The 14,703-nt window shown below is 66.4% G+C and carries 11 protein-coding genes (1 of these 11 running past the window's edge); 6 read left to right on the top strand and 5 right to left on the bottom strand.

The features are described 5' to 3' along the window. Positions 1-9: 9 nt before the first annotated feature. Together EGM87_RS20995 and EGM87_RS20990 are read right to left on the bottom strand one after the other, a co-directional pair. Positions 10-1,026 carry a LacI family DNA-binding transcriptional regulator gene (locus EGM87_RS20995; protein WP_025551035.1) on the bottom strand — a complete coding sequence of 339 codons (1,017 nt, stop codon included), beginning with the start codon at positions 1,024-1,026 and terminating at the stop codon, positions 10-12. After that, positions 1,023-2,261: an MFS transporter gene (locus EGM87_RS20990; RefSeq protein WP_065846438.1), complete on the bottom strand. Its 1,239-nt coding sequence runs from the start codon at positions 2,259-2,261 to the stop codon at positions 1,023-1,025. The genes EGM87_RS20995 and EGM87_RS20990 overlap by 4 nt, the downstream gene beginning before the upstream one ends. 160 nt (positions 2,262-2,421) lie before the next feature. Here EGM87_RS20990 and EGM87_RS20985 point away from each other — a divergent pair, with 160 nt between their 5' ends. The 5 genes from EGM87_RS20985 to EGM87_RS20965 all read left to right on the top strand — a co-directional run bounded on the left by EGM87_RS20985 (position 2,422) and on the right by EGM87_RS20965 (position 11,604). Next, positions 2,422-4,866, top strand: a complete 2,445-nt coding sequence (locus tag EGM87_RS20985) for a TonB-dependent receptor (protein ID WP_044661140.1) — start codon at positions 2,422-2,424, stop codon at positions 4,864-4,866. 23 nt (positions 4,867-4,889) lie between these two features. Next, on the top strand, positions 4,890-6,443 hold the full coding sequence (locus tag EGM87_RS20980; protein ID WP_025551041.1) for a tryptophan halogenase family protein: 1,554 nt from the start codon (positions 4,890-4,892) through the stop codon (positions 6,441-6,443). Then, the gene (locus tag EGM87_RS20975; RefSeq protein ID WP_044661141.1) at positions 6,443-8,710 is read left to right on the top strand and encodes a beta-glucosidase family protein; all 2,268 of its coding nucleotides are present in this window, start codon (positions 6,443-6,445) and stop codon (positions 8,708-8,710) included. The genes EGM87_RS20980 and EGM87_RS20975 overlap by 1 nt, the downstream gene beginning before the upstream one ends. Before the next feature lie 120 nt (positions 8,711-8,830). Beyond that, positions 8,831-11,302 (top strand): glycoside hydrolase family 3 protein, encoded by a 2,472-nt coding sequence (locus EGM87_RS20970; RefSeq protein WP_025551045.1) that lies wholly within the window; start codon positions 8,831-8,833, stop codon positions 11,300-11,302. A gap of 104 nt (positions 11,303-11,406) precedes the next feature. Next, positions 11,407-11,604: a hypothetical protein gene (locus EGM87_RS20965; RefSeq protein ID WP_025551047.1), complete on the top strand. Its 198-nt coding sequence runs from the start codon at positions 11,407-11,409 to the stop codon at positions 11,602-11,604. 228 nt (positions 11,605-11,832) lie between these two features. Here the strand turns inward: EGM87_RS20965 and EGM87_RS20960 are convergent, their stop codons facing one another. Both EGM87_RS20960 and EGM87_RS20955 read right to left on the bottom strand, forming a co-directional pair. Next, complete coding sequence (locus EGM87_RS20960; RefSeq protein ID WP_025551049.1) at positions 11,833-12,060, bottom strand: hypothetical protein; 228 nt, start codon at positions 12,058-12,060, stop codon at positions 11,833-11,835. Next, positions 12,050-12,253, bottom strand: coding sequence for a hypothetical protein (locus tag EGM87_RS20955; RefSeq protein ID WP_048575535.1), 204 nt, complete (start codon positions 12,251-12,253; stop codon positions 12,050-12,052). The genes EGM87_RS20960 and EGM87_RS20955 overlap by 11 nt, the downstream gene beginning before the upstream one ends. Positions 12,254-12,457: 204 nt before the next feature. Here EGM87_RS20955 and EGM87_RS20950 point away from each other — a divergent pair, with 204 nt between their 5' ends. After that, positions 12,458-13,111, top strand: coding sequence for an RBBP9/YdeN family alpha/beta hydrolase (locus tag EGM87_RS20950; protein WP_044661142.1), 654 nt, complete (start codon positions 12,458-12,460; stop codon positions 13,109-13,111). Positions 13,112-13,291: 180 nt separating this feature from the next. On the opposite strand, the gene EGM87_RS20945 is transcribed toward EGM87_RS20950, so the two are convergent. After that, positions 13,292-14,703 carry the 3' portion of a TonB-dependent receptor gene (locus EGM87_RS20945; RefSeq protein ID WP_229742666.1) on the bottom strand. The gene runs 559 nt beyond the window's last position, so 1,412 of the gene's 1,971 nt are visible here — the last part of the coding sequence; its start codon lies off the right edge, out of view; the stop codon is at positions 13,292-13,294.

The raw sequence follows: 14,703 nt of genomic DNA, 5'->3' as shown, positions 1-14,703 counted from the left end.
GGGCCGGCGCTATGCGGCCCCGGTGCTGCCGCGCACGACAAGGGCGTGGGGCAACATCAGGCGGGATTGCGGCCCGGCGCTTTTCTTTCGGAAGGATGGGTCGACCAATATGTCGACGGCGGCGGCCGCCATTTCCGCCTTGGGCTGGCGGATGGTCGTGATCTGCGGCCAGGCCGCGCGCGAGGAGGCCGAATCGTCGAAGCCCGCGACGGACAGCGACTGGGGCACGGCTATGCCGAGTTTCATCGCGGTGATGAGGACGCCGAGCGCCATGTCGTCATTGCAGGCGAAGACGGCGCTTGGGCGGTCCGTCCGGTCCAGCAGCGCTTCCCCCCGTTCCAGGCCGGAGCGAAAACTGAAGTCGCCGCGCAGCACCGCATCTTCATCGACCGCAATGCCGGCCTCCGCCATGGCCGCGCGGAAACCTTCCTCCCGCCGGGCGGACGCGCTGTGGCTGAGCGGCCCCTGGACCAGGCCGATGTGGCGATGGCCAAGGCCGATCAGATAGGCGGTCATCTCCCGCGCCGCGCCGCGATCGTCCATGCGCACCGCGCCAGAATCGGGCGATTCGCCGGATGGGGCGATCAGCACATGGGGCACGTCGGATTCGCGGAACAGGTCGATCAGCTCAGCCGCATCGCAAATGGGCGGGGCGATGATCGCGCCATCCAACCGGAGGCTCGCTATGCTGGCGCGGACATGATCCTTCCAGTCCGGCCGGTTCAGCTCGACCGGCTCCACCACCAGATGATAGCTGCGTTCCCGGCATCGCAGCAGCGCCCCATGCTGCACATCTGCGGCATAGCCCGAAACGGGATCGTCGATGAACAGGCCAAGCAGATAGGAACGGGAACTGGACAGGCTGCGGGCAAAGGCATTGGGCCGGTAATTGAGTTCCGCCACCACGCGCTGCACCGCTTCCCTGATCTCGGGTCGGACATGGTCCTCCCCATTGATGACGCGCGAGACGGTCTTGGGGGAAACGCCGGCGCGGGCCGCGACGTCCTTGATCGTGACGGTACTCATGGGCGGGTCTCCTGCGGCCGCGCGCACAGGGCCGCGAACTGGGCGATGAAGGCATAGCAGGCGGCGGGCAGGATCAGCGCGGGCAGCAATGCCGTCGCATCCGCCAGCGCGCCGGTCAGCAGTGGAACGATGGCCCCGCCGACCACCGCCATGCACAGCCACATGGATGCGACCGGCGCCTGCCGTTCGTCTTCCGGCAGGGCGAGCGCGTAGATCGTCGGGTACATGATGGCGTTGCAAAGGCCCACGGCCAGCAGGGCGCTGGCGCCGGTGACGCCCGGCAGGACGATGGCGGCGGTCGTCAGGACGGCCGCCCCGAAGGACACGGCCATCAGCAGCCGCGCCTCCGCGATCCGCTGCATCGCCCATGCGCCCAGGAAACGCCCCACCATCGCGCCGCCCCAGTAGAGGCTGACCAGTTGACCGGCGAGAACAGGCGCCGCGTCCAGCCGGTCCGGCCGCATCAGGACGGTGGGCAGCAACGCGCCTATCGCCACCTCCGCGCCGACATAGACGAAGATCGACGCCGCGCCCCAGCGCAACCGGCGGGAGCGCATTACCCGGAACATCTGCCCGATGGAGGCGAATCGGCGCGATTCATCCTGCTCCAGCAAGGCGCGATTGCGGAAATAGGCGAAGGCCAGCAGTCCCGTGACCAGCGCCGTCCCCGTAAAGGGCAGGGCCGCGCCGACATGCCGCGCCGCCTGCGGGTCCAGCTCGCCAAGCAGCAGCGGCGCGCTGAGCAGCGGACCCAGGACGGTGCCGAACGAATTGAAGCCCTGAAGCAGCGTCAGCCGGCGCGCCGCGCCCCGCGAAGGTCCGATCACGGCCACGACGGTGTTGGACGCGATCTGAAGGAAGGTCTGCCCCGCCGAAACGAGCAGCAGCGCCCCCAGCACCATGGCGAAGGACAGGGCGTTCTGGGCCAGGGTCAGGGCCAGGCATCCCGCCGTGATCACCGCCAGGCCGGCGACGATGGCCCGCATGTAGCCGGCGCGCACGATCGACCAGGTGATCGGCAGCGCGAAGAGCATGTAGCTGGAATGAAAGGCAAGCTGGACCAGCAGCGCGCCCTTGTAGTCCAGGTCCAGCATCAGCTTGAGCTGCGGCACCAGCAGGCTGACGGACGATGTCAGGAAGCCCCCGGTGAAGAACACGCCGATGGACAGCCGGAAAAGCCGGCTGTCCACCTGCTCTTGATCGGAAAGGGGCGGGGATGACGTGACGGCCACCATGGAAAGAGGCTTTGGCTGAACCTTGGAGAATATAGTGAAGCCGCAAAGCCGTTCCGGCGCAATATGGCAATATATGACAACGATGTCAAAAATCATGTTGACATCGTTGTCAGGCTTGGGTCAATAGGCGCCCACAGACCATGTGGGTCCAGGGAGAGAGATGATGAAAAGCTTTGCGCTGGCCGCGAGCACCGCGCTTGCATCCGCAACCTTGTGGATGACCCCCGCCTTCGCACAGGATGCAGCGCCCCAGACGGCGCAGCCCGATTATGGCAGCGACATCATCGTGACGGCCACCCGTCGCGAAACCACGCTGCAATCCACCCCCATCGCCGTGTCCGCCTTCGGTCAGGCGCAGCTCGACCGGCAGCAGGTGAAGGACGTCACCGACCTCGCCCGCTTCGTCCCGTCGCTCCAGTTCAACCAGCAGGGCGACCAGTCGGCGGTGCTGCTGACGCTGCGCGGCATCGGCAACGACAGCGCCTATACCGAAGTGGCGGACCCCGAAGTCGCCATCTATGTCGACGGCATCTACTCGCCGCGCGCGCAGGGGGCGTCTGTGCTGATGTACGACATGGAGCGCGTCGAGGTGCTGCGCGGCCCGCAGGGCACCCTGTTCGGCCGCAACGCGACGGTCGGTGCGCTCAGCCTCATCTCCGCCAAGCCGAAGCTGGGCGAGTTCGGCGGCAATGTGGAGGTCGTCGCGGGTAATTACGACCGTCTGGGCGTGCGCGGCGCGATCAACATCCCGGTCACCGACACGCTGGCCTTCCGCGTCGCCTTCGTCACCGACCGGCATGACGGCTATGCCGATTTCCAGCCTGCGCCGGACGTGCCCGGCATCAACCGCTCGGCCTTCATCACCACCGGCAAGAAATATTATGCCGCCGACCAGCAGTCGGGCCGCGTCTCCATGCTCTGGCAGCCGAGCGAACGCTTTAGCTGGAACCTGTCGGCGGAAGGTTTCCTCGACAATGGCGCGCCGGTCATCGGCCTGCTCCAGACGCCGCGCCCCGGCACGAAGCGCTGGTCGACGCTCAGCGACACCGCGCCCGACACCGACCGCTATTCCGTCGCGGTGCGCAGCACCATGAACTACGATGTCACCGACGGCATCCAATTGAGCTATATCGCGGGCTGGTCGCGCATCGGCGGCTCGACGCAGACCGATGCGGACGCAGGCGCTCTGCCGCCGACGGGGCAGGTCGACGCGGACGGCAACGACCTGCCGCTCGGCGCCTTCGGGGAGAACCGGACGCTCTCCTCGCGCTACGATTTCCAGAGCCATGAGGTCCAGCTCAAGTCGACCGGCGAACAGGCGATCGACTGGATTTTGGGCGCCTATTACAGCCATGAGAAGAACCGCATCCGCTTCGACATCGACCAGCGGAACGGCTATCGCGACGGCACCTTCAGCTGGGCGGGCAGCTTCATCCAGGCGAATCGCCAGATCGACAGCCGCGCCGTCTTCGGCCAGGCGGTCTGGCATGTCAGCGACGCGCTGCGCGTCACGGGCGGCCTGCGCTACACCTCCGACAAGAAGGAGGATATCGGCGGGCGCAACGTGACCTTCTCCGGTTGCCCCGCGACCCTGCCCGCCGACGCGTGCCAGGGCGGCATCTTCGGCGCCTATCCGAACGCCACGGCGGATGAACTGGCCGCGCTGCTGCCCGGTTTCTCCATTTCCAGCAACGATGTGAAGGGCAAGTGGGACAAGCTCACCTATCTCGCCCGCGTCGATGCCGACCTGGCGGAGGATGTGCTGGGCTATGCCAGCATCAGCACCGGCTTCAAGTCGGGCAATATCCAGGACAATGCCGGCCTGACCGATCCGGAAACGCTCACCAACTATGAAGTCGGCCTGAAGTCGCGCTTCCTCGACCGGCGCGTCACGCTGAACCTCGCGGCCTATTATAGCGACTTCAAGGGCTATCAGGTGAACCAGGCCGTCACTTTCCGCGACGATGCGGGCAATGTCGTGCGCAGCCAGATGATCACCCAGAATGCGAAGGGCGCCAAGGCCTATGGTCTGGAGGCGGAAATGGTGGCGAACCTGACCGACAGCGACCGGCTGCAATTCTCCGGCACGCTCCAGAAGACCAAGCTGGAGGAACTGGAGAGCGTCGACGGGCGCCTCTACGACGGCGGCAAGCTGTCCTCCATCGCGCAGCTCAAGGGCAATGAACTGGCGCATGCGCCGCGCTTCTCCGCCACGCTCAGCTATGAGCATGATTTCGAACTGGCGAGCGGCGCGAAGATCACGCCCCGTTTCACCACCCATTATGAGACCAAGAGCTGGCTGAGCTACTTCAACGGCGATGCGAATCCCTTCGTCAATCCCAACGATCCGGCCGACAATATGCCGAACCGCGGCACCAACGGCACCGATTGGGACCGCCAGAAGGCCTATTTCCGTTCCGACGCATCGATCCGCTTCGTGTCGCCGGACCAGAAATATTCGGTCGAAGCCTTCGTCCAGAATATCGAGAATGGGAAGATCCGCACGGGCGCCGGTTCCTTCGGCGCGCCGCGCTACGACCCGGTATTCCTGTCCAACCTCCAGCCGCCGCGGACCTGGGGCGTGCGCGCCCGGGCCAACTTCTGACCGGCTGACGAGGAGAAGTTGAGATGACGGCCGACATTCCCTCCCCCGGTCGGATCGTCATCGTCGGCGGCGGAACGGCCGGATGGCTGTCCGCCGCCACCTTCTCCCGCACGCTGGGGATGCGCGACGTGACGCTGGTGGAATCCAGCGAGATCGGCATCATCGGCGTGGGCGAAGGGACCTTTCCCACCATCCGCTCGACCCTGGCGGGACTGGGCGTTGGGGAGGGGGAATTCCTCCGCTCCGCCGATGCGACCTTCAAGCAGGGCGTGCTGTTCGACGGCTGGGCCACGGGCGCGGACAGCTATTTCCACCCGTTCAACATGCCCATCGGCGGCGAGGATGAGGCGCTGCTGCCCCATTGGCTGGCGATGGAGGGACAGCGCGCTTCCTGGGCCGACAGCGTCACCGTGCAGGAACGGGTGATCCGCGCCGGGCGAGCGCCCAAGCGGGTGCAGGACCCGGATTTTTCCGGTCCGATGAACTATGCCTATCATTTCGACGCGGCGCGTTTCGCGGACTATCTGCGGACGATCTCGCTCGCCGCCGGTGTCCGGCGGATCGAGGGCATGGTGGCGCATGTCGAACAGCGGGAGGATGGCGACATCGCCGCCCTGACCCTCAGGGACGGGCGGCGGGTAGAGGGGGACATCTTCATCGACTGTTCCGGTTTCCGCGCCCTGCTGATCGGGAAGACGCTGGGCAGCGGCTTCGTCGGCTGCGGCGACACGCTGTTCAACGACCGCGCGCTGGCGATGCAGGTGCCCCATGACCGCCCGGACGCGCCGATCCGTCCCTATACGCTGGCGACCGCGCATGAGGCGGGCTGGACTTGGGACATCGGCCTCCCCGAACGGCGGGGCATCGGCTATGTCTATTCCAGCCGCCATTGCTCCGACGATGAGGCGGAAACCGTGCTGCGCCGCTATGTCAGGCCGGGCGGCGAGGCGCTGACCCCGCGCCAGCTTCGCTTCGCTACTGGTTATCGCGAGCGGCAATGGATCGGCAACTGCATCGCCATCGGCCTGTCGGCGGGTTTTTTCGAGCCGCTGGAATCGACCGGCATCATGCTGATCGAGGCGGCGCTGCGCATGGTGGGGGATTTCCTCCTGCCTGCCGGAAGCGCCAGCGACACCGCCGCCCGCAATGCCGCGGCGCGCCGCTTCAACAGGCTGATGACGGCGCGGTTCGAACGGATCGTCCGCTTCCTGAAGCTGCATTATTGCATTACCCGCCGCACCGACACGGCCTATTGGCGCGACAATGCCGATCCGGCCTCCATCCCGGCTGATCTGCAGGACCTGCTCGCCCAATGGCGGCACCGCCCGCCCTCGCGCTTCGATTTCACGGTCGATCTCGAAACCTTCCTGCCGCCCAGCTATCATTATATCCTCTACGGCATGGGTTTCGAAACCCGGCTGGCGGGCGGCATCGGCCGCTATCCCGGCGGGCAGGAGGCGCGGGCCGCCTTCGCCAGGGTGGCCGGGGCCTCCGGCGCCGCCGTCTCCCATCTTCCCGACCATCGTGCGCTGCTCGACCATCTGCGTGGGCGGCAACCCTCTGCAAGAGTATCCTGATGACGCGCAAACCGCTGATCGCTTCCCTGCTTCTTGGCGTCGCCGGCCTGGCCCATGCGCAGCCTTCCCCGCCGGTCCCCGCCGCCAGTGCCGGCAGCAACCGCGCCCTGTCGCCGGAAGCACGCGCCAGGGCGCTGGTGGCCGCCATGACCATCGAGGAGAAGCTGGCGATCATCCACGGCTATTTCCCGCCGCTCGCCCGGCCTTCCCAACCGATCGCCATGATCCCGTCCGCAGGGCACATCCCGGGCATCCCGCGCCTCGGCATCCCGACCCTGCGGGAGAGCGACGCGAGTCTGGGCGTCGCCAACCAGATCGAGCAGCGCAAGGGCGATACGGCGACGGCCCTGCCGGCCAGCCTCGCCACGGCGGCCACCTTCAACCCGGCGCTTGCCTATGCGGGCGGCGCGATGATCGGCGCGGAGGCGCGGGCCAAGACCTTCAACATCCTGCTCGCGGGCGGCGTCAACCTGACCCGCGATCCCTGGAACGGGCGGAATTTCGAATATCTGGGCGAAGATCCGCTGCTGGCCGGGGTGATGGCGGGCGAGCATATCAGGGGCGTGCAGAGTGCCCATATCGTCTCAACCATCAAGCATTTCGCGTTGAATTCGCAGGAAACCGGCCGCACCGTGCTGGACGCCCGGATCGACAGGGCGGCGCTGCGCGAAAGCGACCTGCTGGCCTTCCAGATCGCGACGGAGATCGGCGATCCCGCCTCCGTCATGTGCGCCTATAACAAGGTGAATGGCGATTATGCCTGCGAAAATGACTGGCTGCTCAACCAAGTCCTGAAGAGGGACTGGGGTTATAGGGGCTGGGTCATGTCCGACTGGGGCGCGGTCCATTCCACCGGGAAGGCGGCGCTGGGCGGGCTCGATCAGGAATCGGGGCAGGAACTGGACGATGCGATCCATTTCGGCAAGCCGTTCGAGGAGGCTGTGAAGGCCGGCCGGATTCCCGCGGCCCGGCTGGACGATATGGTGGAGCGCATCCTCCATGGCGTGATCGCCAGCGGCCTGATGGACGATCCCGTCCCGGAAAGCCCGCGCCAGATCGACTATGCCGCCCATGCCGACATCGCCCAGCGCGCGGCGGAGGAGGGCATCGTCCTGCTGAAGAATGAGGGCGATCTGCTGCCGCTGGCGAAAAGCGCGCGGCGGATCGTCCTGATCGGCGGCCATGCCGATGTCGGGGTGCTGTCGGGCGGCGGATCGTCGCAGGTCCGCTCCGTCGGCGGGGCTCCGGTCGAAATTCCGCTGACAAAGGGGGCCGCCGCCTCCTTCGCGCGGATGACCTGGCATGCTTCCTCGCCGCTGAAGGCGATCCGCGCACTCGTGCCGCAGGCGGAGGTCAGCTATGTCGACGGCGGCGACCCAAGGGCCGCGGCCGAAGCGGCGCGTCGGGCGGACCTCGCCATCGTCTTCGGCTGGCAATGGCAGACGGAGGCGCAGGACCCTGACAATATGCGCCTGCCGGACAATCAGGATGCGCTGATCGAAGCGGTCGCCACTGCCAACCGGAAGACCATCGTCGTGCTGGAGACGGGCGGCCCTGTGGAAATGCCCTGGATCGCGAAGGTGCCGGCGCTGGTGCAGGCCTGGTATCCCGGCCAGCGCGGCGGCGAAGCCATGGCGAATATCCTCTTCGGGGACGTCGCGCCTTCGGGCCGCCTGCCCATCACCTTCCCGGTGCGCGCCGGTCAGGCGCCGCGTCCGGAACCGGCGGGCCTAGCCGAACTGCACGCGGCCGAGGCCCGCCGGGACGCCGGGGACAAGACCAATTACGGCATGACCGGCGGCGTGGCGCCCTTTGCGGTCGATTATCCCGAAGGTGCGGAGGTCGGCTATCGCTGGTATGCGATGAAGGGCGTGAAACCGCTTTTCCCGTTCGGCCATGGCCTGACCTATACCAGCTTCACCTATGCCAATCTGGCGGTGCAGGACGGCGCGGCGCTGACCGTCAGCTTCGACGTGACCAATGCGGGCAGCCGTGCGGGCGCGGACGTTCCGCAACTTTATGTGCAGGCGAAGGGGAGCGCAGGCATCGCCGCCTGGCGGCTTGCCGGCTTCGACAAGCTCAGCCTGTCGCCCGGCGAGACCCGGCGCGTCACCATGACCGTCGACCCACGCCTGATCGCGCGCTTCGAGGAAGGGAGGGGCTGGCGGCTCGACGGCGGCAACTATGCGCTGGCGGTGGGGCATCATGCGGGCGACGCCGCGCTGAAGGGCGTGGCGAGGCTTAATGCCAAGAGCCTGAAGCCCTGATGGGGGCGGTTGGCCCAAGTGCAGAATGTGCTCCTGCCTCCGCGGGAACGCATTGATGCCCGGACAGAAAAAATTCCGCTATTTCGCCAGCATGAAGGCGACCTTATTCCAGGAGACGACATGACCATCGGCCTTTCGCCCGTTTCCCTGACCGTCCTGACGGTCCTGCTCGCGGCATCCGCGGCGGCGCAGCAGCCCGCGGCCTCGGTTGCGCATCCCGAACTCTGGCCCAGGGTGGATGCCCAGCCCAAGCGCGACCCGGCCGTGGAAAGGCGCGTCGACGCATTGCTGAAGGCCATGTCGGTCGAGGACAAGGTCGGCCAGCTCATCCAGGTCGACATCGGCTCCATCACCCCCGCCGACGTGCGGACATACAAGGTCGGATCGGTCCTGAACGGCGGCAATAGCGGCCCTTATGGCGACGAATATGCTTCGCCCGCCAAATGGTTGAAACTGGCGGACGAATTCTATGAAGCCTCCATGTCCCGGAGCGACAGGGGCCCGAAAATCCCGATCATCTGGGGCACCGATTCCGTCCACGGCAACAACAACATCGTCGGCGCGACGCTCTTCCCGCACAATATCGGCCTGGGCGCGGCGCGCGACCGCGATCTCATCCGGGAGATCGGGCGCGTGACGGCGCTGGAGACGGCGGCGGCGGGGCTCGACTGGACCTTCGCGCCGACGCTGGCGGTGGTGCAGGACGACCGCTGGGGCCGCACCTATGAAAGCTATTCGGAGGAGCCGCAGATCGCCGCCGACTATGCCGGCGCGATGATCGAGGGCGTGCAGGGCAAGGCCGGCACCAGGGATTTCCTCGCGCCCGATCATCTGATCGCCACCACCAAGCATTTTCTGGGCGATGGCGGCACCGGCGGACGCGACCAGGGCGATACGCGCGTGTCGGAGGAGGTGCTGCGCGACGTGCATCTGGGCGGCTATCCCGCGGCGATCGAGGCGGGCACGCAATCGGTCATGGCCAGCTTCTCAAGCTGGAACGGCGCCAAGATGAGCGGCAACAAGTCGCTGCTGACCGACGTGCTGAAGGATCGCATGGGTTTCGACGGCTTCGTCGTGGGGGACTGGAACAGCCATGGGCAGGTGCCGGGCTGCTCCAATGAGGATTGCCCGCAGGCGATCAATGCCGGGCTCGACATGTTCATGTATTCGGGGCCGGGCTGGAAACAGCTTTACGACAACACGCTGCGGGAGGTGAGGGCGGGCACGATCCCGATGGCGCGGCTGGACGACGCCGTGCGGCGCATCCTGCGGGTGAAGATCCGCGCCGGGACGTTCGAGCGGGGGCGCCCCTCCACCCGCGCCTTTGCCGGCAAGTTCGACGCCATCGGCTCCGCCGGCCATCGCGCCGTCGCCCGGCGCGCCGTGCGGGAATCGCTGGTGCTGCTGAAGAATGAAGGCGTCCTGCCGCTCAAGGCCAATGCCGACATCCTCGTCGCGGGCGAGGCGGCCGACAGCATCAGCCAGCAGGCGGGCGGCTGGTCGATCACCTGGCAGGGGATCGACGTGCCCAATTCGGCCTTTCCCAACGCCCAGTCGGTCTGGAAGGGGATAGAAGAGACGGTGAAGGCCGGCGGCGGCACGGCGCGCTACGCCCCCGACGGCCGCTTCACGCAAAAGCCGGACGCCGCCATCGTCGTCTTCGGGGAAAAGCCCTATGCGGAGTTCAAGGGCGACGTTCCCAATCTGGAATACAGCCCCGGCGACAAGCGCGATCTGGAGATGCTGCGCCGCTTCAAGGCGGCGGGCGTGCCGGTGGTGGCGGTTTTCCTTTCCGGTCGGCCGCTTTGGGTGAATGCGGAACTCAACGCATCCGACGCCTTCGTCGCGGCCTTCCTGCCGGGAAGCGAGGGCGGCGGCGTGGCCGATATGCTGTTCGCCGGCGCGGACGGGAAGCCGCGCCATGATTTCCGCGGGAAGCTGAGCTTTTCCTGGCCGAAACGCCCGGACCAATATGTGCTGAACCGCCGCGATCCGGGCTACGATCCGCTTTTCCCCTTCGGCTATGGCCTGAGCTACGCCCGGCCCGGCAAAGTAGGGACGCTGGACGAGAGCCGCCCCGCCGGCATGGCGGCGGCGACGCCCGGCACCTTCTATGGACGCGGCCAGACGCCGCCCGGCTGGGCCATAGAGGCGGAGGGCGTCACACAGAGCGGCGTCGACCGCCGCGCGCAGGAGGACAGCCGTCGCTTCGTATGGAAGGGGGCAGGGCAGGTCGCCTTCGTCGCCCCCCGCGCCTTCGACCTCTCGCGCGAGAGCAACGGAGAGATCAGCCTGGTCGTCGAATATCGGGTGGACGCAAAGCCGGCGGGGAAGATGACCGTCGGCCTGCAAAGCGGGCAGAGCACGGTCGAACTGCCGATCGGCGGCGCATTGTCCTCCGCAAAGCCCGGGGAATGGTCTCGGCTCGTCGTTCCGCTGCAATGCTTCGCCAAGCGCGGCGCGGACATGCAGGCGGTCACCGCGCCGCTCGTGCTGCGATCCAACGGCGCTGCCGACATCAGCATTTCGGACGTGAAGCTGGACTATGTCAGCGTGCCGATGGACGCCTGTGGCGACGCGGCGCCGCACTGAGGGGAAGGAGCGATAAAGCAGGTTAAACCCTATTCGGTTGTCGCCCTGTGGTGAGGATACCGTCCGGACATGGCACGTTGAGACCCTCGAAGCAGGAGATCGACATGCAGAATGACGGACAGCGCGGCGAATCGACCCAGGACCCGGCGGAGGGCCGCAATGACGTGCCGCCGCCGGAAAAGGGTTCGCCCGGCGGCGATGCGGGCCAGGCCGACGATGAAGCGGCGGAGCGCGTGGAGAAAGCCGAGGACAGCGATCCCAATCCATTGGCGCCGCCCGTCAATACGGAAGCGGGCAGCTAGAGCAGATGGAGTCATCTGCTGGCTCGGAAAACGCGATAAACACAAACCTAGAGCAGTCGAGCCGATGCAATCGGATCGGAATCTGCTTTGGATATGGTGCGGAACTGCCCGTGCTGAGCCCGTCGAAGGGAGGGGCCGGTTTTCCGCCTGAAAGGATGCGATAACGGAAATTCGGATGCGCGTGCCCCGCCTCCTGCCTGACGCAGGGCGCTCCAGCCAAATGCTTCATCAACCGGAGAGCAGCGGGTAACGCATGCGCCAGTCGTCCAGCAGCGCCTCGATCGCGGCGATTTCCTGAAAGCTTCCGGTCGGCGCGGCGGCCCAGTTGCAATGCGGATGCGTCGCGCGGCTATAGAGCCGGATCGGCCCCACCAGCCTGCGCCAATGATGTTTGCTGCGTCCATGATCGCGCACCAGACGGGCGACGATCAGTTCGACGAGTTTGTCAGCCGTCATTCTCTTTTCCCTCGGCGCAAGGCCATTGTCCCGGCAGTTCCAGATAAGCCTCCAGCTCCCGCCAGTGCCGGTCCCATCCGGGTCCGCGCCGTTCTTCCGGCACATGGGCCTCCACCATGCGCCTGGCCCGCGCCACGACATTGCCGGCGGGTGCGCGCAAACGGTCGAGAATGTCCCTGATGCCGTCTGTCATGAAGATCGCCGCCGCATCCATCGCTGATAGGAGCAGGCGTGCCGGCTTTCAACTTTCCCGAACCGACTGGCCCGCCTGACCTCGATCAGGCAGAGGGAGCGCGCCTTTCGGTTCGTCGCGCAGCGGCAACAGCAGTCCGCAAAACATCCATCCACTATTGTCAATCATAATGATAGAGAATATGTCATGGGCAGGAGGTTTCCCATGCGCCCATATGCCCCTGAACTGACCGCTTCCGCGACGATCCTGACCGTGCCTGGCCTGATGAACAGCGGGCCGGGGCATTGGCAGACGATCTGGGAAGCCGAACTGCCCAATTGCCACCGCGCCGAACTGGGCAGTTGGGACGCCCCGCAGCGCAATAGCTGGATCGGCAATCTCAACCATGCGATCGATCGCATCGATGGCCCGGTCATTCTGGCCGCCCATAGCCTGGGCTGCCACGCCGTGACCTGGTGGGCCGCGTTCGAATGCCGCGAATGGAGCGAAAAGATCGTCGGAGCCCTGCTGGTGGCGCCGCCTGAACTCGAATCGGGCGCCGTCGACTCCCGCCTGCGCGGCTTCGCGCCGACGCCCAAGGCGCTGCTGCCTTTCCCCTCGATCCTCGTAGCCAGCCGCAACGATCCCTATATCTCCTTCAGCCGGGCGAGGCTGCTCGCGCAATTCTGGGGCAGCCGTTTTGCCGACGCGGGAGAGGCGGGGCACATCAACGCCGATTCCGCGCTGGGCGATTGGACGTTCGGACGATTCCTGCTGTCCCGGCTCGGTCAGCCTTTCGAAGATCAGGGAATGGATGGCCAGCGCATCGCCGGCGAGCGGGAACGCAGCGCGGAGGCGACGCTGCTTTACGGCGTCTGACCATTGCCTTCCTGTTGTTGAATGGCCGCTGGACGGAGGCGAAGCGGCGCGGTTGAGCTCTCCGCCGGCCTTCGCCTGTTCCTCCTCCCCACGCTTCGCGCGGGGAGGATGTCCGTTTGAAACGATGCGGCGACAGAAATGTCGAGCGCGCGGCCAGCGTCCGCTTCAACGCGGCGCGCCCTAAAACTTGACCTTCATCCCCAGGCGCACGGTCCGGGGCTCCACGACCCGGCTCAACCGCCCTTCCTGCGGACCCGTCATGTCGAAAGCGGGAATATAGGACTCGTAAAAATAAGCGATGTCCTTGTCCCGGCTGTCGAAGATATTCAGCAGCTCCCCATAAAGTTCGATCCGCTTGCCCTTCCACGCGCCGCGGGCGTTCACCACCGTGCTCCCCTTGTCCCGCACGCTATTGTCCTCGATCAGCGGATAAGGCCCCAGATGCCGCACCCGCAGGCTCGTCTCCCAGCGCCCCAGCACGACAGCCACGCCCGCCGAAGCGGCATTTTCGAAGGCATTGGGAATCCGGTCCCCATTGTCGTAGCGCGAATGGCTGGCGGTATAATTGCCGTCCAGCGCCAGCCAGGGCAGCGGCCGCCAGAAGGCGACGATCTCATAGCCATGCCGCTTGCTGGCGCCGGTCGGCTCGACCGCGTTGCTATCCCCGACGAAGCGCAATTCGCTGCCCACATTCAGCCACCAATAGGTCGCCGTCAGGCTGGCCGAACCGATCTGGACCCGCCCGCCCAGCTCCTTGCCGGTGCCGCGCACCAGCACCGGGACAGGCGTGTCGACATTCACCGCCCCCCGCACATCGTTGCTGTGGAAGCCACGGCCCCAATTGGCGTAGAGTTCCAGCGCGGGCGCGACCCGATAGGCGAGCGACGCCTTGGGCGACAACAGGCTGTCCGACCCCTTGCCTTCGCCCAGAGCGGCGGCGGCGGCATCCCTTGCCCGCACCGCATAGCGATAATGATCGCCGCGTAGTCCGCCCGTCACGCGCAGGCCGGGCAGCGGCTGCCACGTCACGTCGCCATAAAGCGCCAGCGACAGTTCCTCGACATGATAGCGGCCGAGCGAGGAGAGGAAGGCCCGGTCGGCGGTGCGCGACACCCCGACATTGCCCATATGATCATAGCGATCCTCCGTCCCGACGCCGAAGTCCAGCGTGGACCCCAGCGACCAGCGCTTCTCCGCCGTCGCGCCGATAATCCAGCGGCGGTCATATTGGCGGATCTGCGCGCTGCTGCCGTCCGGATCGGCATAGGTCGGGTTGGAATACATCGACCAGTCATAATATTGCGCATAGCCATTGGCGCGCCAGTCCGCCTGCGTCACCGCGACATTGCCGACGAGGCGCGTCGTCGCCCCCCGCGCCGAGGGATCGGGCGAGCAGAACATATCCGCACAGACCGGCGATCCGACGATCCGTTCCGGAATCTGCTCGGTCGGCCGCCATGTCGCGCGATAGGCATGCAGCGTTGCCTCCACCGCCCCCGCCCGATATTTGGCGAAACCGGCATAATGGCGCAGATGCTCCGGCTCCTCCCATGGCCCGTCATAGGCCTTGGCCTGCGCCACCAGCGTCAGTT

The sequence above is a fragment of the Sphingobium sp. RSMS genome, assembly GCF_005406185.4.
Taxonomy (GTDB): Bacteria; Pseudomonadota; Alphaproteobacteria; order Sphingomonadales; family Sphingomonadaceae; genus Sphingobium; species Sphingobium fuliginis.
The sequence above is the reverse complement of the archived record's forward strand: the minus strand, read 5'-3'. Positions and strand labels throughout refer to the sequence as shown.

Coding starts and splice junctions, on each gene's coding strand:
- EGM87_RS20995 (WP_025551035.1), bottom strand. CDS start 1,026: ATGAGTACCGTCACGATCAAGGACGTCGCGGCCCGCGCCGGCGTTTCC.
- EGM87_RS20990 (WP_065846438.1), bottom strand. CDS start 2,261: ATGGTGGCCGTCACGTCATCCCCGCCCCTTTCCGATCAAGAGCAGGTG.
- EGM87_RS20985 (WP_044661140.1), top strand. CDS start 2,422: ATGATGAAAAGCTTTGCGCTGGCCGCGAGCACCGCGCTTGCATCCGCA.
- EGM87_RS20980 (WP_025551041.1), top strand. CDS start 4,890: ATGACGGCCGACATTCCCTCCCCCGGTCGGATCGTCATCGTCGGCGGC.
- EGM87_RS20975 (WP_044661141.1), top strand. CDS start 6,443: ATGACGCGCAAACCGCTGATCGCTTCCCTGCTTCTTGGCGTCGCCGGC.
- EGM87_RS20970 (WP_025551045.1), top strand. CDS start 8,831: ATGACCATCGGCCTTTCGCCCGTTTCCCTGACCGTCCTGACGGTCCTG.
- EGM87_RS20965 (WP_025551047.1), top strand. CDS start 11,407: ATGCAGAATGACGGACAGCGCGGCGAATCGACCCAGGACCCGGCGGAG.
- EGM87_RS20960 (WP_025551049.1), bottom strand. CDS start 12,060: ATGACGGCTGACAAACTCGTCGAACTGATCGTCGCCCGTCTGGTGCGC.
- EGM87_RS20955 (WP_048575535.1), bottom strand. CDS start 12,253: ATGACAGACGGCATCAGGGACATTCTCGACCGTTTGCGCGCACCCGCC.
- EGM87_RS20950 (WP_044661142.1), top strand. CDS start 12,458: ATGCGCCCATATGCCCCTGAACTGACCGCTTCCGCGACGATCCTGACC.